The organism is Nitrospirota bacterium (assembly GCA_016219645.1).
In the GTDB taxonomy this organism is placed as follows: domain Bacteria; phylum Nitrospirota; class Nitrospiria; order Nitrospirales; family Nitrospiraceae; genus Palsa-1315.
Genome location: JACRLR010000026.1, coordinates 21,251 through 47,619, shown reverse-complemented (window position 1 = coordinate 47,619; position 26,369 = coordinate 21,251). Strand labels below are relative to the sequence as shown.

Annotated in this window: 27 protein-coding genes and 1 tRNA gene; 3 read left to right on the top strand and 25 right to left on the bottom strand. The window is 56.5% G+C overall.

The window, feature by feature from the left end; genetic code table 11:
* On the bottom strand, positions 1–648 hold the full coding sequence (gene fsa, locus HZB34_11230; GenBank protein ID MBI5316534.1) for a fructose-6-phosphate aldolase: 648 nt from the start codon (positions 646–648) through the stop codon (positions 1–3).
* A 196-nt stretch (positions 649–844) separates the two neighbouring features.
* Between fsa and HZB34_11225 the strand changes: the two genes are divergently transcribed.
* The gene (locus tag HZB34_11225) at positions 845–1,156 is read left to right on the top strand and encodes a hypothetical protein (protein MBI5316533.1); all 312 of its coding nucleotides are present in this window, start codon (positions 845–847) and stop codon (positions 1,154–1,156) included.
* On the opposite strand, the gene HZB34_11220 is transcribed toward HZB34_11225, so the two are convergent.
* From HZB34_11220 to HZB34_11175, 10 genes are all read right to left on the bottom strand, one after another.
* Positions 1,153–1,413 (bottom strand): YHS domain-containing protein, encoded by a 261-nt coding sequence (locus HZB34_11220; protein ID MBI5316532.1) that lies wholly within the window; start codon positions 1,411–1,413, stop codon positions 1,153–1,155. The two genes, HZB34_11225 and HZB34_11220, sit on opposite strands and share 4 nt — an antisense overlap.
* A gap of 764 nt (positions 1,414–2,177) precedes the next feature.
* Positions 2,178–2,981 (bottom strand): 4-hydroxy-tetrahydrodipicolinate reductase, encoded by an 804-nt coding sequence (gene dapB, locus HZB34_11215; GenBank protein ID MBI5316531.1) that lies wholly within the window; start codon positions 2,979–2,981, stop codon positions 2,178–2,180.
* A 21-nt stretch (positions 2,982–3,002) separates the two neighbouring features.
* Complete coding sequence (locus tag HZB34_11210) at positions 3,003–3,875, bottom strand: 4-hydroxy-tetrahydrodipicolinate synthase (GenBank protein ID MBI5316530.1); 873 nt, start codon at positions 3,873–3,875, stop codon at positions 3,003–3,005.
* A gap of 44 nt (positions 3,876–3,919) precedes the next feature.
* Positions 3,920–5,182: a diaminopimelate decarboxylase gene (gene lysA, locus HZB34_11205; GenBank protein MBI5316529.1), complete on the bottom strand. Its 1,263-nt coding sequence runs from the start codon at positions 5,180–5,182 to the stop codon at positions 3,920–3,922.
* Positions 5,175–7,127, bottom strand: a complete 1,953-nt coding sequence (locus tag HZB34_11200; GenBank protein ID MBI5316528.1) for a B12-binding domain-containing radical SAM protein — start codon at positions 7,125–7,127, stop codon at positions 5,175–5,177. The genes lysA and HZB34_11200 overlap by 8 nt, the downstream gene beginning before the upstream one ends.
* A gap of 277 nt (positions 7,128–7,404) precedes the next feature.
* Positions 7,405–7,665, bottom strand: coding sequence for a hypothetical protein (locus HZB34_11195; protein MBI5316527.1), 261 nt, complete (start codon positions 7,663–7,665; stop codon positions 7,405–7,407).
* Positions 7,666–7,667: 2 nt separating this feature from the next.
* The gene (argH, locus tag HZB34_11190; GenBank protein MBI5316526.1) at positions 7,668–9,080 is read right to left on the bottom strand and encodes an argininosuccinate lyase; all 1,413 of its coding nucleotides are present in this window, start codon (positions 9,078–9,080) and stop codon (positions 7,668–7,670) included.
* On the bottom strand, positions 9,080–10,291 hold the full coding sequence (locus tag HZB34_11185; GenBank protein ID MBI5316525.1) for an argininosuccinate synthase: 1,212 nt from the start codon (positions 10,289–10,291) through the stop codon (positions 9,080–9,082). Before HZB34_11185 ends, argH begins: the two co-directional genes overlap by 1 nt.
* Positions 10,288–11,259: an ornithine carbamoyltransferase gene (argF, locus tag HZB34_11180; GenBank protein ID MBI5316524.1), complete on the bottom strand. Its 972-nt coding sequence runs from the start codon at positions 11,257–11,259 to the stop codon at positions 10,288–10,290. Before argF ends, HZB34_11185 begins: the two co-directional genes overlap by 4 nt.
* Before the next feature lie 32 nt (positions 11,260–11,291).
* Positions 11,292–12,488 (bottom strand): acetylornithine transaminase, encoded by a 1,197-nt coding sequence (locus HZB34_11175; GenBank protein ID MBI5316523.1) that lies wholly within the window; start codon positions 12,486–12,488, stop codon positions 11,292–11,294.
* A gap of 143 nt (positions 12,489–12,631) precedes the next feature.
* Between HZB34_11175 and HZB34_11170 the strand changes: the two genes are divergently transcribed.
* Entirely contained in the window at positions 12,632–13,273 is a 642-nt protein-coding gene (locus HZB34_11170; GenBank protein ID MBI5316522.1) for a DUF2628 domain-containing protein, read from the top strand.
* 165 nt (positions 13,274–13,438) lie between these two features.
* Here HZB34_11170 and HZB34_11165 read toward each other — a convergent pair whose 3' ends face one another.
* The 13 genes from HZB34_11165 to HZB34_11105 all read right to left on the bottom strand — a co-directional run bounded on the left by HZB34_11165 (position 13,439) and on the right by HZB34_11105 (position 25,069).
* A complete protein-coding gene (locus HZB34_11165) occupies positions 13,439–14,644 on the bottom strand; it encodes an SUMF1/EgtB/PvdO family nonheme iron enzyme (GenBank protein ID MBI5316521.1) in 1,206 nt (401 codons plus the stop codon).
* Between the two features lie 78 nt (positions 14,645–14,722).
* Entirely contained in the window at positions 14,723–15,232 is a 510-nt protein-coding gene (locus HZB34_11160; protein ID MBI5316520.1) for a CbiX/SirB N-terminal domain-containing protein, read from the bottom strand.
* A 30-nt stretch (positions 15,233–15,262) separates the two neighbouring features.
* Positions 15,263–16,216, bottom strand: a complete 954-nt coding sequence (locus HZB34_11155; protein ID MBI5316519.1) for a DUF523 and DUF1722 domain-containing protein — start codon at positions 16,214–16,216, stop codon at positions 15,263–15,265.
* The gene (locus tag HZB34_11150; protein ID MBI5316518.1) at positions 16,213–17,658 is read right to left on the bottom strand and encodes a deoxyribodipyrimidine photo-lyase; all 1,446 of its coding nucleotides are present in this window, start codon (positions 17,656–17,658) and stop codon (positions 16,213–16,215) included. The genes HZB34_11155 and HZB34_11150 overlap by 4 nt, the downstream gene beginning before the upstream one ends.
* Positions 17,658–17,795 carry a hypothetical protein gene (locus tag HZB34_11145; GenBank protein ID MBI5316517.1) on the bottom strand — a complete coding sequence of 46 codons (138 nt, stop codon included), beginning with the start codon at positions 17,793–17,795 and terminating at the stop codon, positions 17,658–17,660. Before HZB34_11145 ends, HZB34_11150 begins: the two co-directional genes overlap by 1 nt.
* Positions 17,796–17,804: 9 nt before the next feature.
* On the bottom strand, positions 17,805–18,302 hold the full coding sequence (locus HZB34_11140; protein ID MBI5316516.1) for a PDZ domain-containing protein: 498 nt from the start codon (positions 18,300–18,302) through the stop codon (positions 17,805–17,807).
* A gap of 109 nt (positions 18,303–18,411) precedes the next feature.
* Positions 18,412–19,329 carry a TIGR01777 family protein gene (locus HZB34_11135; GenBank protein MBI5316515.1) on the bottom strand — a complete coding sequence of 306 codons (918 nt, stop codon included), beginning with the start codon at positions 19,327–19,329 and terminating at the stop codon, positions 18,412–18,414.
* A gap of 469 nt (positions 19,330–19,798) precedes the next feature.
* Positions 19,799–20,377, bottom strand: a complete 579-nt coding sequence (locus tag HZB34_11130) for a hypothetical protein (GenBank protein ID MBI5316514.1) — start codon at positions 20,375–20,377, stop codon at positions 19,799–19,801.
* Between the two features lie 484 nt (positions 20,378–20,861).
* Positions 20,862–21,656: an SUMF1/EgtB/PvdO family nonheme iron enzyme gene (locus tag HZB34_11125; GenBank protein ID MBI5316513.1), complete on the bottom strand. Its 795-nt coding sequence runs from the start codon at positions 21,654–21,656 to the stop codon at positions 20,862–20,864.
* Between the two features lie 47 nt (positions 21,657–21,703).
* Positions 21,704–22,075: a hypothetical protein gene (locus HZB34_11120; GenBank protein MBI5316512.1), complete on the bottom strand. Its 372-nt coding sequence runs from the start codon at positions 22,073–22,075 to the stop codon at positions 21,704–21,706.
* Between the two features lie 71 nt (positions 22,076–22,146).
* On the bottom strand, positions 22,147–23,664 hold the full coding sequence (locus HZB34_11115) for an SDR family oxidoreductase (protein MBI5316511.1): 1,518 nt from the start codon (positions 23,662–23,664) through the stop codon (positions 22,147–22,149).
* Between the two features lie 84 nt (positions 23,665–23,748).
* A complete protein-coding gene (locus HZB34_11110; GenBank protein ID MBI5316510.1) occupies positions 23,749–24,714 on the bottom strand; it encodes a formylglycine-generating enzyme family protein in 966 nt (321 codons plus the stop codon).
* A gap of 58 nt (positions 24,715–24,772) precedes the next feature.
* Complete coding sequence (locus tag HZB34_11105) at positions 24,773–25,069, bottom strand: hypothetical protein (GenBank protein ID MBI5316509.1); 297 nt, start codon at positions 25,067–25,069, stop codon at positions 24,773–24,775.
* Between the two features lie 125 nt (positions 25,070–25,194).
* On the opposite strand from HZB34_11105, the gene HZB34_11100 reads away from it, so the two are divergent.
* Positions 25,195–26,115: a MerR family transcriptional regulator gene (locus HZB34_11100; protein MBI5316508.1), complete on the top strand. Its 921-nt coding sequence runs from the start codon at positions 25,195–25,197 to the stop codon at positions 26,113–26,115.
* 125 nt (positions 26,116–26,240) lie between these two features.
* Here HZB34_11100 and HZB34_11095 read toward each other — a convergent pair.
* Positions 26,241–26,327 (bottom strand) — tRNA-Leu (locus HZB34_11095).
* Between the last annotated feature and the right edge of the window lie 42 nt (positions 26,328–26,369).

Genomic DNA, 26,369 nt, shown 5'->3' with positions numbered 1-26,369 from the left:
CTACTTTTTGGCCTGAGCTTCCCAGTCTGCAAGGAACTTCTTCAGTCCGATGTCCGTCAGCGGGTGTTTTACCATCTGCTGAAAAATCGAGAAGGGCATCGTACAGATATGCCCACCGGCTAGCGCAGCCTCGACCACGTGCTGAGGATGACGAACGCTGGCCACCAGCACCAGGGTTTTATAGTCATAATTGCGATAGATGGTCAGGATCTGTCGGATCAGTTCCATCCCGTTCGAACTGATGTCGTCGAGTCGACCGATGAAGGGTGACACGCACCAGGCGCCAGCTTTTGCCGCCAGGAGTGCCTGGGTCGGAGAAAAGCACAACGTGACGTTCACCTTGATACCTTCGGAGGCCAATCTCTTGGTTGCCTTCAATCCCTCCGCAATCAACGGCACCTTCACGACGATGTTCTTGTGGATCTTCGCAAGCCCCTTCCCTTCCTTCACCATGGCATCGGCTTCGAGGCTGACGACTTCCGCGCTAATCGGCCCGTCCACGATGTTGCAGATCTCGACGAGCATTTCCTTAAAACTGCGCCCTTCCTTGGCGACGAGCGACGGGTTTGTCGTCACTCCATCCAGAAGTCCGAGGCTGGCTGCATCCTGAATTTCTTTGACGTTGGCAGTATCAAGAAAGAATTTCATGGGCTTGTCCTTTCATGTCGTGATGAGAAATTTTCACGATTGATTCGTTATCGGCTATTCTATGAAGAACTCAACCTGACTGCAATCTCCTGCCGGCATACGACGGTTTGACAGGCTCCGAACGGCCGGTTAGAATTCGATTGCTCCCGATGGCTTGTTACTTCATGTATCTTTACCGCCGATAGGAGAATGCGCGATGCAACGAGGGGTTTGGGTGCTCCTATTTAGTCTGGCCCTGGCCGGGTGCGGCGGTAGCAACCCCTATCTTGAACAATCACTCAAGCCAGCCGAACTTCAAGGTAAGGACAAGGCCTGGTTTGAAAAGAACTGGGGGGCACCGAGCGGCAAGGCCCCGAGATTTTTTGGGGGCGAAACATGGACCTATTATCGTATTGCCGGTGGCAAGTCAGGCCCGCCTCTGTTTAATTTTTCCCCCAACGAATGCCAGATCACGCTCAAATTCGACAAAGAAGAGAAACTCTCCGACTACAGTTACTCGGGCTGTTAGCCTGCGAGCTTTTCCTGAAACTTGTGTGCACAGGACTGGCTGCAGAAGTAATACGTCTGCCCCCCGATTTCTTCCGTTATTGCCGTTCCCCTTGGAACAAATACCAGGCAGACGGGATCCTGTACCATGTGATTTTTACCAGGAGGGAGCCGATCCGGTTCGCTCCGCCCCTTGATCTTCGTGACGGCGGTGACGGCGCGCCGGACGAGAAAGTACAGTACAATAAGAAGCCCGATAGCGAGGAAAATTCTATACATAGTGGTGGACTTTTCTTAACACCACAATCCTATGGGACAGCACCACGGCTGTCAAGGACCCATGCCCGGTTCAGGGCTATTCGTTAACGAACTCCCATTCCTTCCCTCTCCTCAAATGGCCTAGCTCCATATGAGCGGAAGAGCCTACCTCTCCAGGAAGACCCAGTACTTCAGGTGGATATGCTTCCATGCCTTAGTATGGTAGATTGCCGCCATCATGATGATTTGTGACAAATGCCGTGGGGCGATGTTACCGGAACGGGCAGTGGACCTGAACGCAGGTCTTGCAATCACAGTGTTTGCTTGTTTGAATTGTGGTCGCAGGAAATCAGCAGATCAGGAACCTCGGCCGATTACCGCGAGACATTAACCGGCGCTATGATAGCGAAACCGCTCACGTACGACGAGCATAAGGCAGCTGAAGCTGCCTTTCGCGGATGTCCGCCGAGCGAGGATTGGACGGACTCCGCCTATGAAGTTTATGCCCGTCTATCTGCTGCGATCGCCAAACGAAGGGCGATCAATCTTAATCAGGCAGACGAACCTGACCTTGAGGAAGTCACTCGATAGTTTGTGAAGCGAGCTATCACCTGCACGTAGTGCAGAATCTGAGTGATTCCCTCCCGCCCATGCTCTAGCCCCCTTCTCTGCCTGCTCCCCTCGGCTGATATGAACCCAACGTGCTTTGTCTGGTGCATCATCACGGAGGCACAAGGTTGGCGTCCGGATCCCTGATTTAGAGAAATTGGAACAGGAGGGAGAAACTATCGGAGACCCAGCACGTCCATCATGTCGTACAGGCCTGGAGGTTGCCGGACCACCCACTGGGCGGCACGTAAAGCGCCCCCTGCGAAGGTATCTCTACTACTTGCTCGATGTGTCACTTCTATCCGTTCGCCTATTCCGCCGAAAAGAATTGTGTGGTCGCCGACAATGTCGCCGGCACGGATTGTTTGTATCCCGATCTCGTTCTGTTTCCGTTCCCCGACCAGACCTTTTCTGGCATAGACGCCGACCTGATTCAGGTCGCGGCCTACAGCCTTTGCCAGGACTTCTGCCATCTTAAGCGCCGTTCCGCTCGGCGCATCCTTTTTGTGACGATGATGCGCCTCAATCACCTCGATGTCGTATTCGTTCCCCAGAGTTTTTGCCATCTCGCCAATGACCTTGTAGATAAGATTGATGCCTACGCTCATGTTGGGCGACAGCACGCAGGGAGCTTGGGACGCAAGAGCTGTAATTTCTTGGAGTTGGGGGGTGGAAAACCCCGTTGTGCCGATCACCGTGGCTCGTCGATGTTTTGCCGTTGCGCGTAAGTGATGGATTGTCGCTTCTGGAGAAGAGAAATCGATGACGACCTCGCCTTTTTCAAGAAGCGCCACAAAATCGTCGGTGATCGGAATACCTGCATGTCCGCAGCCCGCTGTCTCTCCTGCGTCGCTGCCCATCGAGCGATGGCCTTTCCCTTCGATTGCACCGGACAACGTCAAGGTGGTCGAGTCCCTAATTAGGGCAACCAGCCGACAGCCCATGCGACCAGCAGCCCCTGCAACGATGACGTTGATCATCCGAACCCCTCATACCTCGCGTTAAATGAGGCCTGCGTCTTTTAAGACCCGAGTAAGCTTGTCCTTTGTCTCAGTTGCCATGGCACAAAGCGGAAGACGCAGCTCCGGGTCGATCTTCCCCATCAGGCCTAACGCAGTTTTCACAGGGATTGGATTGGTCTCGTAAAATAGGGCGTTGAACAACGGCGACAAAGCAGAATGAATCCGCCGAGCCTCGTCAATACGGCTGCTTAAAAATGCCTGGACCAATTGAGCCATTTGGGACGGGACGATGTTTGACGTCACGCTAATGACACCCTTCCCTCCGACTGCCATCATGGGCAACGTGAGAGCATCATCTCCCGCCAGGACCGTTATCCGGTCGCCGCACGTACTCACTATCTCGGAGGCTTGCTGGACTGACCCGCTCCCTTCTTTGATCCCGACGATGTTCTGTAACCCGCAGAGCCTCGCGACAGTGGACGGCAACATGTTCACGCCGGTACGTCCGGGAATGTTATACAAAATCTGTGGAAGGTCCACGGACTCCGCGAGTGCCTTGTAATGTCGGTACAGTCCCTCTTGCATCGGCTTGTTGTAATAGGGAGTAATGATCAGCGCCCCATCGGCTCCTGCCTGCTTCGCATGTTTCGTGAGAGACACGGCTTCGGCAGTGCTGTTGGACCCGGTTCCTGCAATGACAGGGATGCGTCGGTTGACCACCTCAACGGTCAGCTCGACTACGCGGTGGTGCTCCTGGTGCGTGAGGGTGGCAGATTCACCTGTGGTGCCGCAGGGCACAATCCCGTTCGTCCCGTTGGCGATTTGCCATTCTATGAGGTCGCCGAAGGCTTGCTCGTCCAGTTTGCCATTGCGGAAAGGAGTCACAATGGCGGTTAAAGTACCTATAAACATGGGATTCTTTCCCAGAGGGCGCAGGCGTCACGCCTCTCTATCAATCAATTGAGAAATGCCGGAATAGTTTCGCCCTTTACCAAATCGTCGTAGGTCTCTCTGGTCTTGATCACGTGGATCTCTCCGCCTTTTATCAGGACCTCCGGCACTCGTGGTCGCGAATTATAATTGGAGGCCATCACAAAGCCATAGGCCCCCGCGCTCATCACCGCGAGCATATCGTCCGGATTGACTTCCGGCAATGACCGGTCCTTCGCCAGAAAATCGCCGGACTCACATACAGGTCCGACCACATCCACATTGTGCTTGGGCCGTTGCAACACTGCCTCGGACAAGGGGCGAATTTCATGGTAGGCCCCGTAGAGGCTCGGCCTGATCAGGTCGTTCATCGCTGCATCAACAATAATGAATCGTTTCGCTTCTCCGTCTTTTCGATACAATACCTTCGTCACAAGGATGCCGGCATTGCCGACGATGACGCGGCCTGGCTCCATGATGAGTGTCACATTCAGATCCCTTAGAAGCGGCGATACGGCATCCGCAAGGTCTTGCGGATGCGGCGGCGTTTCGTCCGAGTAGGTAATGCCAAGACCGCCGCCGATATTGACGTACCGGATATTGATACCCTGGGCTTTTAAGGCCTCGACCAGCTTGACGACCTTCTTCACGGCCTCGACAAACGGCGTCACTTCCGTCAACTGCGACCCGATGTGCTTATGGACCCCGACGACATCGATGTTGGCAAGTGAGGAAGCCAGCGCGAATTCTTCGAGGGCGCGGTCGGCGGCGATTCCGAATTTGCTCTTCTTGAGACCGGTCGAGATGTAGGGATGCGTCTTTGGGTCGATGTCGGGATTGATCCGCAGGGCGACTCTCGCCCTGGTTCCGACAGCAGCAGCTACTTCATTCAGTGCACGCAGCTCAGCTGAAGATTCGACGTTGAACATGAGGATGTCGGCCTTCAGGGCCTCTCGAATCTCCTCAGCGTTCTTGCCGACGCCTGCGAATACGATCTTTGAGGGAGGAACCCCAGCCTTGAGGGCTCGAAAGAGTTCCCCCCCGGACACAATATCCACTCCGCTCCCTTCTTGTGCCATGAGACGGAGGATTGCGATATTGGAGTTTGCCTTCATGGCGAAGGCGATCACATGGGGTACGTTCTTGAAGGCTCCATCGTAGGCTCGAAAATGACGGACGAGGGTTTCATAGCTGTAGACATAGCAGGGTGTCCCGACCTCTTTTGCAATCCGGCTGACCGGCACCTGTTCGCAATAGAGTTCTCCCTGTCGATACTCGAAACTATGCATCAGATGAATCTTCGTTCAGATGTTCGAGCCCTGCGAGCGAGAAGCCCTGCAAGCCTGCAAGGGAGAAACCCTGAACGGAAGCCTCAAAGGCATCCTTAAACTTACGAAAGCGGACCTTCACATTCGGAATCGCGACCTTCATCGCGTCCGAATCCATCAATGTCTTGAGGGCGTCTGGCGTCGCCAGCTTGAGGTGTTCGAAGTTGACAATGATGTCCATGCGCGCATGATTGGCCGCTTCCCTGATCCGCTTGATCAATTCCAAGGCATTCAGACGGTCGAGGGTGCCATCAAGGTCCACGAACAATGCCGCAAACTTGTCATGCCGCTTGGCCTTGATGTGAAATATCATTTGTTGCGCGGAGAGCGCGTTTGGATCGAGATGCTGTTTCAACGCATGCAGCGCGCTTGGAACCAATTGCTCTTTGTCCAACACGGGAAGCTTCGCTTGGAGATTCTTCAATACGCCTGCGAGTGGCGACAGGGACGCTTTCGGGCAGGTTCTCTTGACCAGTTTCCGGAACTCCCGATTCATCTCGAATCGAGGAATCAGCCGTTGACTCGTGCCGGACAGTCGCTTCCAGATGGAAGGGATCGAATAAAACTGATGGTTGGCCCAGTGGAAACCATCTTGTAGCTGTTCAACCGTCATCCTGCTCGGCTGGAACACGACATGTTTTCCGTCGTACTTCGCCCAGTCCCTATCGAAGATCCGACCTTCCCTTTCGAATCGGTCGAACAGCTGTGTGCCGGGAAGAGGCGTCAACACGTTGAAGTAGGCCAATTCCACCTGGTTCTTCGTCAAAAAGTCGACCGCTCGTTCAAACACGGTCACATCGTCACTGTCGAATCCGAACACGATTCCTGGATTCACCATGATCCCATAATCGTGGAACATCTTGATCTCTTTGGAGAACTTCAGAACCCGGTTAAACGGCTTGTTCGTTTCATCAAGCGCCTCTTCATCGAGCGATTCCATACCGACAAACACCGACACGCAGCCGCTTTCTGCCGCAAGTTTGACCATCTCTTCGTCGTCAGCCAGGAACATCGTAGACTGGCAGCCCCATTTAAGCTTGAGCGGCTTCAGGGCAGCCCAGAGCTCACGGCAATAGGCGCGGTTGCTGTTGTGCAAGTCGTCGACAAACGCGACGATGCTGCCGTCCTCGATACCGACTCGAATCTTCAGCGTGGTGAGGAAGGCTTTCCACATCGGCTCATCGCGCAATCTCTCGACTACTTCACTGCGGATCCATCGCTGAACGTTTCGAAGCTCTGTGATCACTTCCTGCACAGGCCGGCGCCGCGTAGTCTTTCCGTTGAACGGAGATACGCTGCAGAACTCGCAATCGAAATGACAGCCTCTGGTTGTGAAACTGCACTGTCTCGTCATGTACGAGTCAGGGCTCAGCAATTCGACGCGTGGGCTCTTGTAATTTTCCAGCGAAGGGAACGACGTCATCTTGTACATGCGCTGCATCTTCCCCGCCTCATAGTCCGCAACCAGTTGAGGCCAGAGATCTTCGGCTTCACCGCAGACGATCGCATCCGCGTGTCGGAGCGCTTCATCGGGGCAGTAGGTGGGATGAACTCCCCCCATGACGATCGTCCTACCCCGCTTGCGAAACTCTGCCGCAATCTCGTAGGCGCGAGGGGCATAGCAGGTAAACATGGAGAGGCCAACCATGTCACAGGGAAAGTCGAAATCGATATCGTGCACCGCCTCATCGACCAGACTGACCTCCCAATTGGCCGGCGTATAGGCCGCTATGGTCGGCAAGCTCAGCTTGGGAAACCACACCGCGCGTCGTTCCGACGCGGTCAATCTATAGGGGCTATTGCGAGGATAAGGATCGACCAGCAACAGCCGCTTGCCCGGTGCGAGCTTGACCATTGGTGGATGCCCAACGAGCTGACTGTGCCGCGTAGGTTGAATAAGCTCCATGAATCGATCCTCCTTACCTCTGTCAGGCTAGTTGGCTGAGGCGGTCAATAGGTCCGTTGAAATGTCTTGAGCGGCTCGAATGGCCGTCTTACTTTGCTTTTTCGTCAGGAATGGACTGTGCTCCCATGCTCGGACTCGAAGGACTCCAATCCGCAAGATGATATAGCTTCGTTCACTCCCTCACAGAATGCTCTGGAGCAGAGAGCAGCTTCGATTTTCAAAGGTCTCAGTATAGCTGTATCTTGCCACTGAGGTCTAGCAAGAATGGCCTCTGAAATTACCTTGTTCCCACAGGTTCTAACGGGGGGAGGTTGACATCCTGTCCCTGGAGCGCTGAGTCCGGTTCCGGTTCCGTGGATTCGAGCAGCGCTGCGTCCTTGCGCCGCTTTTCCTCCAGTGACTCTAACGCCTTTTGGCGCTCGATGGTCGCATTTACACCGACCCTTTCAGGAGGAATCGGCGACCCCACAGCCCCACAGCCAACCGACATGACCAGCAGCACCCCTGCCATGATGGGTGTCGGATTTGTCGTCCGCATCTTCACGAGAGCATCCGCTCGAGGTCTTTTATACGCTGTTCCACTCGCGTTCGGGCAGTTCCACCTACCTGAGACTTCCGGTCGATCGCGGCGGTGACCGTCAACCGTAAGAAAAGATTCTTTTCAATTCGCTCTGAAAATGCCTGCAGCTCCTCGAGCGAGAAATCGGTGAGTTCACGGCCTTGATCCAGCGCAGCACGCACCAGACGGCCCGTGATCGCATGTGCGTCACGAAAAGGTACACCCCGGGTCACAAGATAATCCGCAACTTCCGTGGCAAGCATGCCGCCACTCTGAACGGTCTGCTTGAGCACATCCCGGTTGATGGTGAGCCGGCGCATCAATTCCGTCAGGACATCGACCGATGCGACGACAGTATCGAGGGCGTCGAAGAGCGCTGGCTTATCCTCTTGAAGATCCCGGTTATAACTCAGGGGTAAGGCTTTGAGCGTCGTCAATAGATTTATCAGATGGCCGTAGACACGTCCTGTCTTACCCCGCACCAATTCAGGCACATCGGGATTCTTCTTCTGGGGCATCATACTGCTGCCGGTACAGAAGGCATCGGGAAGCTCGACGAATCGGAACTCCTGGGACGACCAGAGAATTAATTCCTCACTGAGCCGAGACAGATGCATCATGATGATTGCCAGTGCCGATGCCACCTCGATCATGAAATCTCGATCGGAGACGGCATCGAGACTGTTTTGCGTCAAGGTGGGAAAACCCAACAGCTCAGCAGTGAGCCGGCGATCGACTGGATAGTTTGTTCCCGCGAGCGCGCCAGATCCCAACGGCATAACATTCACACGCACCGATGCATCGCGAAGCCGTCCCTTGTCCCGCTCGATCATTTCCACATAGGCCAGGAGATGATGGGCGAGCAAGACCGGCTGGGCTCGCTGCAGATGCGTATAGCCAGGCATGGCGACTGTTCGATTCGCCTTCGCTTTCCCCACTAGGACGCGTTGGAAGTGCTCCAGATGCGCGACGAGCTGACCAAGTTGATCCCGTAAATAGAGTCGGATGTCCAGCGCAACCTGGTCGTTCCTGCTACGGCCCGTGTGCAGCTTGCCGCCAAGTGGGCCGATCAATTCTGTCAACCGGCGCTCAATCGCCATGTGAATATCTTCATCCTGCTGGGTGAAGCGAAAGCGGCCCCGGTCCAGCTCTGTCTTCACTGATCCCAGACCATGCACGATCGTCCTGGTTTCAGAGGGGGTCAGTACGCGCGCCTTTCCCAGCGCCTTGCAATGGGCGATACTGCCCTGGATGTCATAGGAATAGAGCCGGCGATCGACCGCCACAGAAACGGTAAAGGTCTCCACAAGACGGTTCGTCTGCTGTCGGAACCGTCCAGCCCACGCCTTCTCGCTTGTTGGACGCTGCGGCAGACGTCTGCTCCGTCGTCCCATCACATTGAACCCTTCCGCCGTTGAGCCCTGATTTTCAGACGCAACGCATTCAGCCGGATGAACCCCTCGGCATCTTTCTGGTTGTATACGTCGTCTTCTTCGAACGTTGCGATGTCGAGACGATACAGCGAATTTTTGGACTTTCGTCCGACCACTGTGCAGTTGCCCTTGTACAACTTCACTCGCACAGTCCCTGACACATCCTTCTGAGCCTCATCCATGGCCGTCTGCACCATGTCACGTTCGGGACTGAACCAATAGCCGTTGTAGATCAGATCGGCGAATCGTGGAATCAGACTGTCCCTGAAATGAAGTACCTCGCGATCCATGGTCAGTGATTCGAGGCCGCGATGTGCGACATGCAGCATCGTCCCGCCCGGTGTTTCATACACTCCGCGCGACTTCATGCCGACGTAGCGGTTCTCGACCAGATCGACACGTCCGACCCCATGTGCTCCGCCCAGCTTGTTGAGATGGGCCAGCAACGTGGCCGGACTCATCTTCTTTCCGTCCACGGCGACTGGATTGCCGGCCTCATACTCAATCTCAACTTCGAGAGGCTTGTTCGGCGCCCGTTCTGGCGACACAGTCATCTGGAAAATCTCATCTGGCGGCGCTTCCCACGGATTTTCGAGAATGCCCCCTTCGTAGCTCACGTGGAACAAGTTGAGGTCCATGCTGTAGGGCTTCGCTTTCGTCGCGGTGACCGGGATGCCATGGCGATCAGCGTACTCAATCAATTCCCGCCGTGAGCGCATGGCCCACTCACGCCAAGGCGCAATGATTTTGAGTTTCGGCGCAATGGCCGTATACGTCAACTCAAACCGCACCTGATCGTTCCCTTTGCCGGTGGCACCGTGCGAGACCGCTTCGGCGCCTTCTTTCAGCGCGATTTCTGCCTGGCGGCGTGCGATGAGCGGGCGCGCAATCGACGTCCCCAGCAAGTAACACCCTTCATACATGGCATTGCCGCGCAACATTGGAAAGACGTAGTCCGTGACGAATGTTTCCCGCAGATCTTCCACATAGACTTTTTTCACGCCGAGCGCCTTCGCCTTCGCCTTGATCGCCTGAAGATCCTCGCCCTGGCCAAGATCCGCGCAGAACGCGATGACTTCGGCATCATAGGTCTCCTGTAGCCACTTCAAGATTACGGAGGTATCGAGCCCGCCTGAATAGGCCAACACCACCTTCTTTATGCCCTGACTCATCGTCTCGTTCGCCTCCTCTTGCCTATTAGGTTTGCGAGAATGGCTTTCTGCATATGCAGTCGATTCTCTGCCTGGTCGATGATGACCGACTGTGGGCCATCCAGCACGTCGGCGCTGATTTCTTCACCCCGGTGGGCCGGCAGACAATGCATGACGATCGCATCAGGCTTGGCGCGATGCAGCAGCCGGCTGTTCACTTGATAAGGCGCCAGAGCTTTGAGTCTTCGCACATGCTCCCTCTCACGACCCATGCTGATCCAGACATCGGTATAGATGACGTCTGCGTCCTTGGCCGCAATGTTGGGATCGTGCCCGATTTCAATCACTGCCCCGGTGTCTGCTGCCGCGACCCTTGCCCTATCGACGACATGCTGCTCTGGCTGAAATCCCGCTGGGCAGCCGAGTGTGATGAGCATCCCCATCTTCGCCGCTGCCTCGATGAGAGAGTTCGCCACATTGTTGCCGTCTCCTATATACGCAATCTTGATCCCCTTTAACCGGCCCTTTTTCTCGCGAATGGTCAGGAGATCTGAGAGAGCCTGACAGGGGTGGCTCAGGTCGGTCAGCCCATTGATCACCGGCATCGTCGCTTCCCTCGCCCATTCCTCCACGATGGAGTGGTCGTAGGTACGAATGACGATCGCGTCGAGATAGCGCGACAACACGCGCGCCGTATCGGCGATACTTTCCCCACGCGAAAGCTGGATATCGGCCATGGGCAGAACCATGGCATAGCCGCCCAAGTGATTCATGCCCGCCTCGAACGATACCCGAGTCCTTGTCGACGGCTTCTGGAACAGGAGACCTAACGTCTTCCCGGCAAGGAGGGGATGAGGAACTCCACGCCGCAGTTTGTCTTTCAAGAGGATCGCCGACGACAGCAAGCTCTCCACGCCCGCCTTGCTGATGGCAGCAATGTCCAGAAGATCTTTTTTCCCGGTCCGTACTTCTGTCGCTCGTGTGGTCATCCTTGTTATGTCCATTACGGTATGACAGATACTTATGATGCCTGTGCGTCAAAAATCTGAGCAAGCGTTTCAATCAAATGATCGATTTCCGGTTGGCTGATGATGAGAGGTGGTACGAACCGCAGTATGTGCTCGCCGGTCGCATTGACCAGAATGCCGCGAGCCAAACACTCGCTCACGACGGTTTTTGCATCCATATCAAGCTCGATCCCCTGCAAGAGACCGAGACCGCGCACCTCTCGTACCACGCGGTGTCGGGCTTTACAGTCGGATAACTTCTTCGCAAAATACTCTCCTGTTTTCCGCGCATGTTCAAGTACTCGTGCGTCCATTAGAGCGTGGCAGACGGCCAGTCCTGCGGCACAGGCAAGCGGATTGCCGCCGAATGTCGAGGCGTGGCTTCCGGGCGAAAAGGTTTTTGCAACGGAGTCAATGGCAAGGCAGGCTCCGATGGGCACACCGCCACCTAACCCTTTTGCCAAGGTCATAATGTCCGGCTGCGCCCCCAACTGCTCATAGGCGAAGAGCGTCCCTGTCCGTCCCATTCCGGTCTGGACCTCATCGAAAATCAACAGCACATCTTTTTTTGTGCATAAATCTCTCACCTGTTTCAAATATTCACGGTCCGCGACAAAGACGCCCCCCTCGCCTTGAATCGGCTCGAGCATGATGGCTGCAGTCTTGTCAGTCACGGCCCGTTCCAGGTCTCCCAGACTATTGAACGGGACGTAGCTGAAACCCTGCAGCAATGGCTCGTAGCCCTTCTGGACCTTGTCCTGGCCGGTCGCGGTCAACGTCGCCATTGTTCGGCCATGGAACGAGTTCGTCATCGTGACGATCTCGAACCGCCCTGCTCCGTACCTGTCATGAGAGTAGCGGCGGGCCAGCTTGATCGCGGCTTCGTTGGCCTCGGCCCCGCCGTTGCAAAAGAACACCTTGTCGGCAAAGGAATGCTCCACCAGGAACTGCGCGAGCTTCACTTGTGGCTCAGTGTAGTAGAGGTTCGAGGTATGGATCAGCTGCGCGGCTTGGCGTTGGATCGCTTGCACCAGATCCGGGTGACCATGTCCGAGAATGTTGACCGCAATCCCACCGACGAAATCGAGATACTCCCGCCCCTCGAGGTCGTACACCTTCGTCCCACGTCCCCGCACAATCGAAAGCGGTTGACGCGTATAGGTCTGCATCATATAACGTGCGGCATCCTGCTTCAGTTCCTCTGTCGGCATAATAGACGTATCCCTTTGTAAAGTAAGGGAAGGTAGCATAGGCCTCCCGCTGGAAGCAACTTGTAGTGGAAGGTAGACGATGCGAGGCGGAATCGCCCGCCCTCTGTACCAGGTATTGTCTGTATTGTGCTATTCTGTGCGGGATGAAAGCCTGTGCACATTGCCAACAGCAGAACCAAGAAGACGCAAAATTCTGTCACCAGTGCGGCAGCACATTAGCCATCGAGTCTGAAGCCCCGATCGCCGCCCCGATCGCACCTGTGATACACACCGATGAGCAGCTCTGGCGTCAATTCATCGGTCCCTACGCCGACCATTATCTGCACCATTTTAGAAAGTTCGGGTTGGGAGATAAGCCGAAGTTTGCCCTGACCTGGAACTGGCCGGCCTTTCTCTATGTTTCATTCCTCTGGTTTCTCTATAGAAAAATGTATACCTATGCCTTGGTCTATGCTCTCGGCCCAATGATCTCGACCTATTTGACCGGCGACATCACCGTGGGGCTCATCTGGAGTGTCATGGCCGGAGCAACAGCGAACTATGTCTATTACTGGCATTGCCGCGAGCAAGTCGGTCGGATCAAGCAGGGTGCCTGGGGCGATCAGGCCAAGCGGGACGAGGCATTGAAGGAGGCTGGGGGTGTCCAGCCCTACTTGATCTACGTCGGCATCGCGCTCTACGTGCTGTTCATCATCTCCATGATCAAAATGGTTCAGGAGGGACCGCCAGGCGGAGATCGCTCACCGGAAAAGCCAGCGAAGCCAGTCTCGGCAAGCAGCGTGTGACGAGCGGATAGGATGGCGGGCAGGTGCCAGCCAGTGCCGGAAGTGAACGTTCCGTGTGCATGGATCCTGGCAAAGGCGAAGGTCGTCTGATGAGTTCTTTTGAGAACGACTTGGTACGTACTGAGTCGTTCTCAGCCTTGTCAGGGTGTTCAGCCTAGACCCCCGTCAGGGTTTGTAATCCGTGTGTTCGGAGGGTTTCCCCCCATGCGAGAACTGATGCACGAACGCGATCACCTGCCAGATCTGCTCTTCTGAGAGGAACGACTTCCAGGCCTTCATGCTTGTCTTTGGAACTCCTTCCGCCACTCGCCAGAACCAGTAGCTGTCTGAGAAACGGCTGGTGTTTTTTGGGTCACGAAGCCCTCCCCCACTTTTTACCGGTTTGCCGTCCTTATGGCAACTGCGGCAGCCCTCCTGGGAATAAATCTGCCTTCCCTCCTCGATGATATTAGTATCTGTCCACCAGCCAGCCGGCATATGTTTGTCGGCATAATCGGCCGGAACCGGACTCAATGTCATTAGTCCCCCGGGGTCAGCCAGCCCTGGATTCTTCGCACAGCGGAACCCGCTGTTGAAGTTCCGATAGGCCGGTGACTCATAGGTGGGGGCCAACGGTATATTGAAATCCCGGCGCGTGGATCGCAGGTGCTCCGGAGCGAGGTCCCACGAGCCGCCCCGTAACACTCTGTATTTACCATTTTCCGGCCCCTTCGGGTTCTGAGGGGGGCTGGTTGCGTAATAGTCCGGGTCATACCAGTCGCTTACCCACTCCCAGACATTCCCCGCCAGATCATAGATCTCATAGGGGCTCTTGCCGTCTTTCAATTGCCCCACCGGCACCAGCGCGGTATGGTTGTTCCACTTCTCCTGCCCATAGTTCGCCCGGAGCGTATTGGGAGGTTCATTGCCCCAGGGATAGATACGCCCATCCGTCCCCCTCGCCGCTTTCTCCCATTCCGCCTCCGTCGGCAGCCGCTTGCCGGCCCACTCGCAATAGTTACTCGCATCCGACCAATCGACATTCACGATCGGGCGCTTCTGATGGGACGGCTGGCCCATGGTCGCCCACATCGGCGGCCCGTTAAAGCCCGTGGCTTTCAGAAAATTCGCGTACTGCCCGACCGTCACCTCATACTTGTCGAGGTAATAGGCATCGAGATAGACCTGATGGACGGGCGTTTCATCGCCACGACCATCGTTGCTCCCCATGGTAAATTCCCCCGCCGGCACGAGCACCATCGGCGCCCCATCTTCACCGGTGATCTTCTTCTGCTGCGCCTGGGCCGGGCCTGCGACCCACACCACGAACGTGATAGCCACCAGCAAACCGAGAGCACGCAACCGCATCTGCTCGCTTTGCCTCACTCCCATGCCTCTCCTCCTTGCCCTGTATTCACCGGTCGGCCCATCATAGACTTGCTTGCTATTGCTGCTTCCCCACGATCCTGTTCAGGAAAAGCGCTTTATCTGTTCCGTCAAGGTGTTCGCAACAAGCGTCAGATCGAACGGCCAGGCGTAGCGGAGTTCGACCTCCGGATGCTGCGGCCGCAGATGACCGAGGATTTCAGGAATCTCAACTTCCGAGTGAGAACCGCCGGGCGTAAACATCGTTGTCGTTACGGTGATGTGGGTCGCGCCCTTCTTGATCAGCTCTTCCACCGATTCTTCCAAGGTCGGGGCACAGAACTCGTTGTAGGCCACGGCAAAGAGCACATTGCCCAGGTTGGCTCGCAACTCAGCAGCCACTGCCTCGAGTCCCGATTGATAGGGGTCCGTCTCGGGTGTTCTCGGCCATCGGCGGATTCTCGTATCCAGTTCATGTTCCTCTGCCGACATCGGTGCGCCCGCCGCCCGCCGCTGCGCTTCTAAGCGTTTCAGTTTCGTGATTAACTCCTGCGGGCAGCCCTTGGGAATGCCCCCATGTCCCACAAGAATTACTCCCCGTATAACAGTTGCCATCAGCACACTCCTTTCCTCAGACAAGAAGATCTACACGTGATTGCGTAACATAAGCTCCTTCGGATGTGGATTGAGATACACCTGCTCGCGAATATAACTCACGTCAAAGATTCGAACATAGTGCTTGATCAGTGTCAGAGGAACAATCAAGGGCGTGAGCCCCCGATGATAATCGCCGATCACAGTTAACAGCTCGGCCTTCTCGGATGCGCTGAGTCGCTCCTTGAAATATCCGAGAATATGTTGAAGCACATTCACGTGCTTTCGCACCGTCCCCTTCACCGCCAGGGCCTTCATGAACAGATCGCCATACCGAAGTGCAAGCTCCTTCGGGGGGTGGCGCTCCGCTTGCCCAACCAGCCACCCAAGCGCCTCGCATTGTTGCGGGTGATGGGCCAAGAGTAAATACTTGTGGATCGTATGAAACTCCACCAGCGCCTGCCTCGTGACGCCGCTCTGCACGAGGTCTTGCCAGCGTCGGTAACAGAAGACCCGTTCGATAAAGTTCTCTCTCAGCGTCGAATCGCAAAGCCTCCCTTCTTCCTCGACCGGAATCAGTGGAAACTGCTCGATGAAGGCCCGCGCAAACAGCCCGACCCCGTTCCGGCTGGGCATCCCATCCTCATTGTAGACTCGGACTCTCTCGATGCCGCAGCTCGGCGAGCCCTTCTTAAAGACGTATCCGGATAGATCCAAGCCCTCAAGTTCCTCGATACGATCTTTGGTCAATGTTTCCAGTGCGCGCGTGTGATCCATTCCGCTCTTAATCGTCACGAGCCGGGGATTTTGAGGATCGCCGATCAGCCGCATCGCCTCGCGAGGGGTGCCCAGTCCTGCCTCTACCTCCGGACAGACCGGGACCCACTCCACATAGCGGCCAAGCACATCGGTCAGAAAACTGTCCCGCTTATGCCCCCCATCGAATCGGACTTCGTCTCCGAGGAGACAACGGCTGATCCCAAGACGGAGGGGCGCGGTCGTCATCTCGCCTTCTGTAGTCTGCCGAGGGCCAAATATTCCTCGCGGGCTTGCCGGTGATCCACGATGGGCGAAGGATAGTCTATATCAGTGCGGCATTCGGCCAGAGCCTGTTCGTCATGGGTCATCAGATGTGGCGCATGGATCCGGTCAGTCGGAACGGCCGCAAGCTCCGGTACATACTTCCGGATGTACTCGCCTTTCGGATCGAACTTCTTGCTCTGCAACAGGGGATTGAAAATCCTGTACCCTCGCATCGCATCCGTGCCGGTCGAGGCGCACCATTGCCAGTTGCCGTTGTTGGCCGCGACGTCGGCATCGATGAGGCGTTGCATGAAGTACCACTCGCCGCTCTGCCAGTCAATCCGCAGATCTTTGATGAGAAACGAGGCGACAATCATCCGAACACGGTTGTGCATCCATCCGGTCTGGTTCAGTTGGCGCATGCCCGCGTCCACGATCGGAACGCCGGTCTTACCCTCGCACCAAGCCTGATAGAATCGATCGCGTTCGGTGCCAGGCGCACGTGGAGCTGGTGCCGGAACCTGGCGGAATGGCTCGTCGACGACACGGGGGAAAGCCGCCAGGACCTGCTGAAAAAATTCCCGCCAGACTAATTCGTCGATCCAGGTGAAGACATCGGGACGAGAGACGCGTCTGCCCTGTCCCAACGACGCCAGGGCCGCATGTACCGCGGCGCGGGCCGATAGGGTCCCGAATCGAAGGTGAGGCGAGAGAATCGAACTGCCGTCGACAGCGGGAAGATTTCGCCCCGTGATATAGGCGTGAATGGGGTCTTCGACGAAGCAACGTAATCGTTTCTGAGCGCTTCGCTCTCCCGGCTCGATCCAGAGCGTCACCGGCTGATATCCCAAGTCGCTTGCGGTGGGCAACGGAGGCGGAATGGGCAATGAGGCAGCCTTTTTAGCCCTCAAGACCCGGGGAACTGGAAGGGCGGTCGGTTTCACTGCTTGCCACTTCGTCCACCAGCGTGCACGATAGGCGCTATACCGCTGCATCGGCTCGCCGGTCGCGCTTCGAACTTCTTCGGCCTCGAAGACCACATGGTCTTTGAACGTCCGGACGATGACACCGATCTGCGCCAATCGTTGTTCGACGGCACGGTCTCGATTAATGGCTCTTGGCTCATAGTCACGATTCCAATAGACGACATCGGCCTGCCATTCGCGCGTGGCTTCAACGATTTCTTCCACCGGCTCGCCGCGACGCCACTGCAGCGCCAGCCCTCCATTACGCAACGACGATGCCAGATCTTGAAGACATCCAAGCATAAAATTCACGCAGGCGGAGCCGAAGACATGGGACTGCAAGAGAGGTTCGTCGAACACAAAGAGCGGGATCACTTCGCTGCAGGCCTCACAGGCCGCGGTCAGGGCCGGCTGATCGTGGAGCCGCAGATCCCGTCTAAACCAGACAATCCCGCGCATTAGAGTAACTCCTGTGGCGCCGGCGTCGGCCTGTTTTCGGACGTGGACTCATCGATGAAGACGAGATCTGCGGTACCGATGATCAGGAGTGATCCTCCCAGCAACTGAATATCTCCCCCAGTTCCAGTCTGCTTCATGACTGCATCCTATCGAGCTGGACTGCCATGCGATCCCATCTGGCCCTTTTGGTCCTTATAGAGAGTCTCGCTTGCGACACGGGTGATGGACAGTTCACGGATGCCATCTTCGCCCTTGGTGCCGAGTTTCACTGCGGTCCCCGCTTCTCCTCGCACCATCTGTATGACCTGTTCATAGGTCTTGCCGGTGACCGCCTCACCGTTCACCGTCAGGATTTCGTCTCCGTGCTTAAGGCCTGCTTGCTGTGCAGGACCAGCTGGATACACATGGGCCACGTATAGCGAAGCCGGATCCCCGATACGGTCCGCCCCAACATGCAGCGACACGCCGATCACGCCCTTCGGTATGTTGGCATCGTCTCCATGCGGTCGCTGGGCCTGACTCTCTGGTTTGTCCTGCCCCTCAACAGCCCACACCTCATTCGTCTTCCCTAAAATCTGACACAGCATGACAGTCAGCACGCTCAGCAATACAGTGGTTGTGACGCGCATCTTCTTGGTCATCATGTGATTACCTCCTTGTGAATGACAATTAATATGCGAGTCCACTTGCACAGAGTCCCGCAAACAGAGTGGATTCAAATAGACCGATCACTGGAGCCATGACGCACCTCCTCTACCCCTTCGTCAGGATCGCCTGTAAAGCTGGTTCCAGTTTCGGATAGTGAAAGACATAGCCCATGGAGAGCGCCTTCGCCGGATTGACCCGTTGGCCCGTGGTCATGAGCGTCCCGAGTTCGCCCAGCGCCATGCGTAGCGCGAAGCCTGGAACGGGCAGCCAGGATGGTCGGTGGAGAACTTGTGCGAGTACGTTACAGAACCGATTCATCGTCACAGGCTCGGGAGCTACCGCATTCACGGGGCCGGAGATACTCGGCGTCGTGAGTGCCCACTGGATCAGACCGATGTGATCACGTCGATGGATCCACGATACCCACTGAGTTCCCGGCATGATCGGGCCGCCCGCGAAGAACTGGAATGGCAACAGCATCTTCGGCAAGGCGCCGCCGTCTTGTTCGAGCACCATTCCAGTCCGCAATAGAACGACTCGCACACCGAACTCTGCAGCCCGAAGTGCCTCCGCTTCCCACGCAAGACAGAGATCGGGCAGAAAGCCTCGGCCGCGCGCGGCACCTTCATCCAGAACACGATCGTCACCGGCCCCGTAGTAGCCGATACCGGAGGCGCTGACCAGCGTACGGGGTTTCGAAGTGCGACGCGACATGGCTTCTACCAGAAGACGAGTGGTGAGGACCCGGCTTTCGGCAAGGACTCGTTTGCGGGCATTGGTCCAGCGGCCATCAGCAATCGGCGCACCAGCAAGATTGACGACAGCATCGGCACCTTCGAGACAGCGCTCCCAGGCTCCCGCCTCTCGGCCATTCCACTCGACGGCCGTGACGGTTGAGCCACACACACGTAGTGCCTCTTCTCTTCTTCTCGTGAGGAGCGTGACCCGATGGCCCTCCTGACAGAGCGAGGCACATAAGGGCCGACCGATGAATCCTGTTCCGCCAGTCACAACAATCTGCACGGTTTCATTCCCTGTCAGGACCACCACGGGGGGGAGCCAACAAGTGGTCAATCATCAGCCTGTCTGTCATTCCACGGCCCTTCTGATTTTGCCCATCTGACTCACCGTGACCCACCCGTTGAGAGTATGTCCTTCGTTTCACGACATGCAAGAGATCAGGGGTCTGGTTCAATCGGTTCCGAAGAATGACCGGGTCAATCACCTCGCCACAGCTGGAGCAACGAATACCGGTGATGCCGATGTGACCTGTATCGTCCTGAAGGTCCATATAATACTCTGTGACCATCAACCCCCCACAACGCGTACAGCTGCCTCCGCTGACTTGCGACACGGAGCGTGGGCGTTTGTCAGGCCTCCCGTTCAAAGCCACAGGGCGACAAGCTCCGTGGTTGGTCACACCTACGCTTCAATCGTTCGTAGAACTCGCTGAACTTCGTTGAACCATGGACTCGCGGGTCGGGGCCACTCCCTATGACCGAAGGGCGACCCACCAATCCCGCAGCCATTTCGATCGAAAGAGTTTGTATCCGAGCCATCCCGCCAGCAACACACCCAACAGTGGTACTCCCACGGAGCCCATCAGCTTCTGGTAGTCGGTCATATGGACCCGCAAGAGGTACTGCGGGCGTCGCATCAAATTCTGCTTCTCCGCCGCAATAATAACCGTATACAGCCCTTCGTCCAGTCGCACTTCGCCACGGAGCACGCCGTCCTGGTGATGGCTCGGACGCAGATCTGCCACAATCTCAGCGAGGGTTTCATCCCTTCCGTTTCCCCTCACGACCCGCATCCCGACCGGCTCGTTACGCAGCGCCGGGTCCACGACCAGGAAGGTGTCGCCTTCCTTAGGAATGTCCGTGCAGTATTGATCGTTCAGTTGGTATTGCGGCTGATACGCGCTGAAATGGACCAGGTGTTCACCGACCCGGCGCAGGCAAGGATCATCTTCTCCGCTGCTGACTCCATGTGCGGCGGCTATGTCGGGGCAGGACAGTCCGGCGGCAAGTAGAAGCACCGTCGCGCATGCCTGTGTTATTTGCCTCATCATGGGTCGAACCCTCCTGTTTCGGCTCTTGCGATGGTTCGCTCCTGAATCCGACCTCGGTGGCGGTATAAAGAATGCTCCATTATCCGCGCCTGGCCTCCTGCATCCGCCGGTTCCGTGCGACGACGGGATCAGAGACGCTTCTTTAGGCGACGCAGCGATAAGCCGTGGGTGAATTGCACACGTGCTTTTACCATTCTCCATCGCGAGACACGTGTCCAACAGCGCAGCGTCACCAGTGCCATTGCGCAGAAGATCATCAGGTCCACATTGTCCTCCTTCTCACCGCCGACAGCCCCATGTATTCTCGTCCCCAGTCTCGGTGACTCACCGAGCAGATAGGCCCCTCCGGGGTGTAGGAAGGGGCCTATCTACCTCAGCGGGAGACGCAGCGAGGATTCGCGGCGCCTGCCAAGATCGGGAAAAGAAACCGGCCTCCTTATCTCTGCTGCGGTCCTCTGGTCTCATCGCTTCACCTTGTCGCCGTCTATTTCTGCTGGGTCTGGTCTGCGAGACTCCGTGCACAGCGAAAGCCTGTACCATGGGTCTGCAGCGCGAATCCGCCTCGCCCGCGCGCCGTCGTCGTGATGTCCGACATCGGACTATGCCAGGACCCCCCGCGAATCGATCGAACCACGCCTCTTTTCTCAGGACCCTGCGGGTTCCGATCCGGCGCAAGCTGGTAGTAGTCAGCGTCATACCAATCCTGCACCCACTCTCGAGCATTACCAGATAGGTCCTTCACCCCGTAGGGTGAGTCTCCCCCTGGCAAGGATCCGACTGGATGCAAGGTTTTCTCCTCTTCCCACTCACGGTCAAAGTTCGCGCGCTTTGACGTCCCTGGTTCATTGCCCCAGGGAAAGAGACGACCATCGGTGCCGCGAGCGGCCTTTTCCCATTCCGCTTCCGTCGGGAGCCGCTTCTTAGCCCAACTACAATAGGCCTTGGCGTCATACCAGGTGGTCTGCACGACCGGAAGCTGTTCAATTCCCTTCACGGACAGGAGCGGGCCAGTGCCATAGGAGTTCGGAGGGCTCCGGTGGCCGGTGGTCTTGACAAACACCAGGTATCGCTCATTCGTCACTTCGACTTGATCGATCGCAAATTCGTCGAGGTACACAGATCGCTGCGGCCACTCATCTGCCCGCCCTTTTCCTTCTGGATTCCCCATCAAGAATTCTCCAGCTGGAATCGTCACCATGGGGACCGGGTCAACCTCTTTGGGAATCGCCGGTGCTGCTGTGACAGGCGCAATGGCAACGGCAGAGGCGAGGGCCATCATCGCAACAATAGTGCTCCAGCGAGTTCCTCTTCTCCTCAGGCCTTGCGTCATTTCTTCTGCTCCTTGCTTCCCTCGATGGCCTTGGTGGCATGGACTTTCACCTGGTTCACGAGACGCTGCACCTGACGCTTATCTCCCCGCTCGGCTGCCTCCTGCGCCTGGCTGACGAGAGTTCTGGCTTCATGGAGGTGCTGCTCGATTTCGGCCTGTAGGGCAGGGGACGCGACCGTTCCGCCCAACGCCGCCCGATGATAGATCTCCCACGCCTGGTCCACCTCATGATTAGCCTGATGGACCGTCTGGATCTTATCTGGCTGTGGATGCCTGGCCGTATCGATGGGATCAGCCCGGAGGGGTGAAGCCCCGAGTAGCGCAATCAGCACAATCCCTGGAAGAAGAATCTTGCCGTGTATCATCATTGCTCCTACGTCACAATTGACCCATCGACAACAACCGTTCCAACATTTCCGCATGGCGCTTCATCGACTTATCAAGAAGAGAGCGGAGCTCCAACCGTTTGAGGTCTACTCATTTCCTGCAACGTGGCAGTTGCGATTCCCCGCAGCATCCCACTAAACACGAACTGGTGCGGGACGTAGAGCGTATACCAATAGGTCTGCCCGATCAGCCCCACTGGATCAAAGATTGCGGTCTGCCGGATCGTTGTTGAAGAACCTGTACCAGTCACCTCGAATTCCAGCCACGCCCGCCCGTACAAATGCATCTCGGATTTGAGCCGCAGACGGCGGTTCGACTCAATTGCCTCAACACGAAATGAGTCGACCGTATCCCCGACGCGCAGGGTGGTGGCAAACGGCCGCCCTCGTCTCAAGCCCACCCCCCCTTCGAGCAGGTCGATGAATCCGCGCACCCGCCATAGCCAGTTCCATGCGTACCAGCCATTGTCCCCGCCGATTCTCTCAATGCATTTGAAGACGACTTCAGGAGGCGCGTCGACGGTCAACGTCCGCGAATCGACGAGACGCGTGCCGAACCGTACCCCCCCCCACGACGGCACCTTGCCCGATGAGGAGAGTGCATCGGACCAGCGCGTGGCGGCGAAATGCCTCTCTTCATGGGCTAAGGCTCGGTGAATGGCTTCATCGATTCCCATCGGACGTACAGAAAAGGTTGTGAGTGCGGCATTGTCCCGTACCACCGTGACATGGACGATGCTCTCAATAATCGCCCGCCCAATACGTGCGTATACCGGCGTGATCAACCCCAGCCACAGAGCAGACAGCCAAGGGGTGAGAACCGGCACGGGGATGATCAGAGGCTTTAGCCCGCGTTGCCGCCCATATGCGAGCATCATCTCGGCGTAGGAAACTTGGTCCGCCCCGCCGACTTCGTAGATGCGGTAGTGGGAGAGGGGTATTCGCAGCGCTTCGATCAGGTAGTCCAGCAGATCGTCAATCGCGATGGGCTGCGTTTTCCCCTTGCACCATTTTGGGGTGAGCATGATCGGCAGGCGCTCCACCAGCGCGCGAATCAGCTCGAACGAGGCGCTGCCGGACCCAATTACGGCCGCCGCGCGAAATTCACAAACGGGCAGACCCGACTGATGCAAGATATCTCCGACCTCGTGCCGACTGCGCAGATGGGCTGAGAGTTCCTCGTCATCGCTCCCCAAGCCCCCCAGATAGATGAGGCCCTTGACACCCGCTGCCTTCGCCGCTTCGCTAAAGTTCCGTGCCGCCTGCCGGTCTGTCTCTTCAAAAGAGCCGGTCGAACTCATGGAGTGAACCATGTAGTAGGCCACATCGACCCCGCGCATTGCGGCGTCGAGACTCGGGCGATTCAGGACGTCACCCGCGACCACCTCCGTTGAGGGGCTGACCTTCGGCTTGAGAATTTCTGGATGCCTGGCCAGGCAGCGCAGGCGGTACCCCGCATTCTCCAACGACGGCAGGAGTCGCCCGCCGACGTACCCGCTGGCCCCTGTGAGAAGAATGAGGGACTTCTCAGGAATCGCAGCGGGGTTCGACGTCGAATTGCTTGCCACCATGGGTTCAGACTTACTCACCTCAGTCCTCCCGTCACGACGTCGGCCCTCGGAGGGGGGCGCGATGCCCCCCCGCGTGCGCTTGACCTATTTCTTCTTCATGCTCTTGTTGATCAGATCGCGTGTCGCCAGGTATTCCTTGTTGCCAGGCTCCGCAGCCAACGCCTTCTCGATGGAGGCCATCGCATCGACGTGCTTCTCTACACCCATGGCGATTAATGCCTGAATGAACGCGTCGCGTCCTGCTTGCATGGCGTCATCCGAAACCTGCTGGACTGACTTGGCACACCGGAATCCCAGGCCGACCCCATAGGAGTTATTCTCGGGCTGATTCCAGAACCGATGGCTGGTATGAAGAGAGGTTGCCGGTGCAAGCCAGGAACCGCCGCGCAGCACCCTCACCGGGCCTTGATTGGCAAAGTTGTAACCCTTCTCGGCGCCGGGTGGATTCAAGGCAAGGCTCTCCTTATAGTATTTCAAGTCATACCAATCTTCGACCCATTCGAAGACGTTCCCTGCCATGTTGTAAACTCCAAACCCGCTCACTCCTTCGGGATAGGAATCGACAGGGGTCGTCCGGCCAATGTTCTGCCCATAGTTGGCCTTCTTCGGGTCGAGTGTATGGCCCCAGGGATAATGGTTGTCGCCTTGCGGACCCTTGGCTGCTCGCTCCCACTCCGCCTCCGTTGGGAGCCGCTTGCCTTCCCACTTGCAGAACGCGCTTGCGTCAGTCCAACTCACGCCGACCACCGGCTGATCAGCTTTGCTGAGCCGAGGATCATCCCAATAGGCCGGCGCCGGATGACCGGTGGCTTTCATAAATTCCTTGTACCGCTTGTTTGACGCTTCAAACTTGTCGATCATATAGGCATCGAGCACGACCTGGTGCTTGGCTTCATCTGAATGTTCGTTGCTCCCCATGGTGAACTCGCCCTTTGGTATCAGTACCATGTCCTTATCGCTGCTTGGCATGTCCGCCGCTGTGACGACGGAGATGGCTCCTGCCACCAATGCCACCCCCAATCCGACCTGAAGCACTCTGTAACTCCTCATGGGACACCCCCCGTTGGTTTAGGAACACCAGGACTACCCTCGTTGGTTGAACACAGGTCTATCGACCTTTTGTCACGCAATTGGTTGGCAACATCCTTCCTGCAAGCTGAGTTGTCTTCGGCCCTTGCTGAACTCCTCGGTTGCGCAGAATGACGGGGTCGACAATCTCACCACATTGGACACAGCGAATCGCGGCAAACTCCGTCTCGTCGAGACAAAACAGTACATCCATAGAGAAATCGGTCACCATGAGTCCACCGCATCTGATGCAGGTCGATTGATACTGAACGGCAGAAGAGGCGGTTGAATGCGCCGGATATTTCTCAGTTGTCCTCTCCAGAAACGCTCTTGCCATGATCGCCTCCTTATACAGTGTCCAATGTATGTCTAATGTATAAAGCATTATGTCCAATGTGTCAAGTGTTTTTCAGTAAAATATTTGACAAACATTGGACGTCATAATAGAATGATGTTATGAGTATGAATACTCATAGAATTCATAGAGTTGCGAAACTGACTGGGCTTTCGAGGGACGTGATTCGGGTCTGGGAGAGGCGATATGGACTTGTCAAACCTTCACGGAGTTCTAACCGCTATAGAGAATATAGCGATGAAGAGGTTGCGCTCCTACGGTTTGTGAAAGCACAGATGGAGCAAGGAGCCACGATCGGCGCGCTCGCAGAGGAGGGAAGCGATTCACTGATCGCCCGCATGCGCGTGGCAACGCCAGTGTCTGCGGAAGGGCAGCATCCCCATGAGCGTCTGTTGGATGAGTTGGTTAGATCGCTTGAGCCGCTCGATAAGGCAGGGTTCGAACGGAGGCTTAATGGCGCAGTGGCAGTTGTTCCATTTGAGGAAGCTGTCCAGCGGATCTTGCTTCCATTGCAGCGTCGAGTCGGTGACCTCTGGCATCAAGGCCAGTTGACTGTTGGGGTCGAACACTATGTGACGAAGATCATCCAACAGAAGTTGTTTTCGGTCATGAATCAACTTCCGGTGAATGAATTCGGTCCACGAGTCCTGATCGCTTGCCCGGAGGGCGAAACACATGAGATCGGCGCCCAGGCTGTGGCATATATTGCAGCGACCAAAGGCTGCCACGTCTACTACCTCGGCTCCGACCTTCCCAGCTCAGACCTCGCGACCTTCTGCGAGAAGATCAAGCCCGACCTCGTGCTTCTCTCTCTCACTGAGATAAAGTCGGAGGCCGCCACGCTCCAACAAATCAAGGAGCTTGAGAAGCTTGCCACCCGCTGGTCTGTTGGCGTGGGTGGCCAGGGCGCCCTCGCCTTCGGAGATCGCCTTCGTGATACGAAGATCGAACTGCTCGATGATCTCACCGCACTCCACAGCCGCCTGACGATTCTTCTTTCAGCCCGTATGCTTGCCGCTCGTCCATAAAAAACTCGTGCAGCTGTGTGATACGTGCCGTTCATCCAAGAAATGGCGCAGAAAGCGAATGGGTGACGAACGCCATCCTGGCCGAGCAGTTGTTTATGGCTAGAAATCTGGGATGGGAGTGAGTTTGGTGCCGAAGGCGGGATTTGAACCCGCACACCCTTGCGGGCGCTAGACCCTGAATCTAGTGCGTCTGCCAGTTTCGCCACTTCGGCACATCGAGGTGGAAGCTGATTATCCTGAATTCTTGAGGCCCT

Coding starts and splice junctions, on each gene's coding strand:
- HZB34_11200 (MBI5316528.1), bottom strand. CDS start 7,127: ATGGAGCTTATTCAACCTACGCGGCACAGTCAGCTCGTTGGGCATCCA.
- HZB34_11110 (MBI5316510.1), bottom strand. CDS start 24,714: ATGAGGAGTTACAGAGTGCTTCAGGTCGGATTGGGGGTGGCATTGGTG.
- HZB34_11120 (MBI5316512.1), bottom strand. CDS start 22,075: ATGATGATACACGGCAAGATTCTTCTTCCAGGGATTGTGCTGATTGCG.
- HZB34_11100 (MBI5316508.1), top strand. CDS start 25,195: ATGAATACTCATAGAATTCATAGAGTTGCGAAACTGACTGGGCTTTCG.
- argF (MBI5316524.1), bottom strand. CDS start 11,259: ATGACCACACGAGCGACAGAAGTACGGACCGGGAAAAAAGATCTTCTG.
- fsa (MBI5316534.1), bottom strand. CDS start 648: ATGAAATTCTTTCTTGATACTGCCAACGTCAAAGAAATTCAGGATGCA.
- HZB34_11210 (MBI5316530.1), bottom strand. CDS start 3,875: ATGTTTATAGGTACTTTAACCGCCATTGTGACTCCTTTCCGCAATGGC.
- HZB34_11145 (MBI5316517.1), bottom strand. CDS start 17,795: ATGAAGCAGACTGGAACTGGGGGAGATATTCAGTTGCTGGGAGGATCA.
- HZB34_11125 (MBI5316513.1), bottom strand. CDS start 21,656: ATGATGGCCCTCGCCTCTGCCGTTGCCATTGCGCCTGTCACAGCAGCA.
- HZB34_11225 (MBI5316533.1), top strand. CDS start 845: ATGCAACGAGGGGTTTGGGTGCTCCTATTTAGTCTGGCCCTGGCCGGG.
- argH (MBI5316526.1), bottom strand. CDS start 9,080: ATGGGACGACGGAGCAGACGTCTGCCGCAGCGTCCAACAAGCGAGAAG.
- HZB34_11160 (MBI5316520.1), bottom strand. CDS start 15,232: ATGGCAACTGTTATACGGGGAGTAATTCTTGTGGGACATGGGGGCATT.
- HZB34_11175 (MBI5316523.1), bottom strand. CDS start 12,488: ATGCCGACAGAGGAACTGAAGCAGGATGCCGCACGTTATATGATGCAG.
- dapB (MBI5316531.1), bottom strand. CDS start 2,981: ATGATCAACGTCATCGTTGCAGGGGCTGCTGGTCGCATGGGCTGTCGG.
- HZB34_11105 (MBI5316509.1), bottom strand. CDS start 25,069: ATGGCAAGAGCGTTTCTGGAGAGGACAACTGAGAAATATCCGGCGCAT.
- HZB34_11155 (MBI5316519.1), bottom strand. CDS start 16,216: ATGACGACCGCGCCCCTCCGTCTTGGGATCAGCCGTTGTCTCCTCGGA.
- HZB34_11150 (MBI5316518.1), bottom strand. CDS start 17,658: ATGCGCGGGATTGTCTGGTTTAGACGGGATCTGCGGCTCCACGATCAG.
- HZB34_11165 (MBI5316521.1), bottom strand. CDS start 14,644: ATGGGAGTGAGGCAAAGCGAGCAGATGCGGTTGCGTGCTCTCGGTTTG.
- HZB34_11115 (MBI5316511.1), bottom strand. CDS start 23,664: ATGGTGGCAAGCAATTCGACGTCGAACCCCGCTGCGATTCCTGAGAAG.
- HZB34_11170 (MBI5316522.1), top strand. CDS start 12,632: ATGAAAGCCTGTGCACATTGCCAACAGCAGAACCAAGAAGACGCAAAA.
- HZB34_11220 (MBI5316532.1), bottom strand. CDS start 1,413: ATGTATAGAATTTTCCTCGCTATCGGGCTTCTTATTGTACTGTACTTT.
- lysA (MBI5316529.1), bottom strand. CDS start 5,182: ATGCATAGTTTCGAGTATCGACAGGGAGAACTCTATTGCGAACAGGTG.
- HZB34_11130 (MBI5316514.1), bottom strand. CDS start 20,377: ATGATGAGGCAAATAACACAGGCATGCGCGACGGTGCTTCTACTTGCC.
- HZB34_11195 (MBI5316527.1), bottom strand. CDS start 7,665: ATGCGGACGACAAATCCGACACCCATCATGGCAGGGGTGCTGCTGGTC.
- HZB34_11185 (MBI5316525.1), bottom strand. CDS start 10,291: ATGAGTCAGGGCATAAAGAAGGTGGTGTTGGCCTATTCAGGCGGGCTC.
- HZB34_11140 (MBI5316516.1), bottom strand. CDS start 18,302: ATGATGACCAAGAAGATGCGCGTCACAACCACTGTATTGCTGAGCGTG.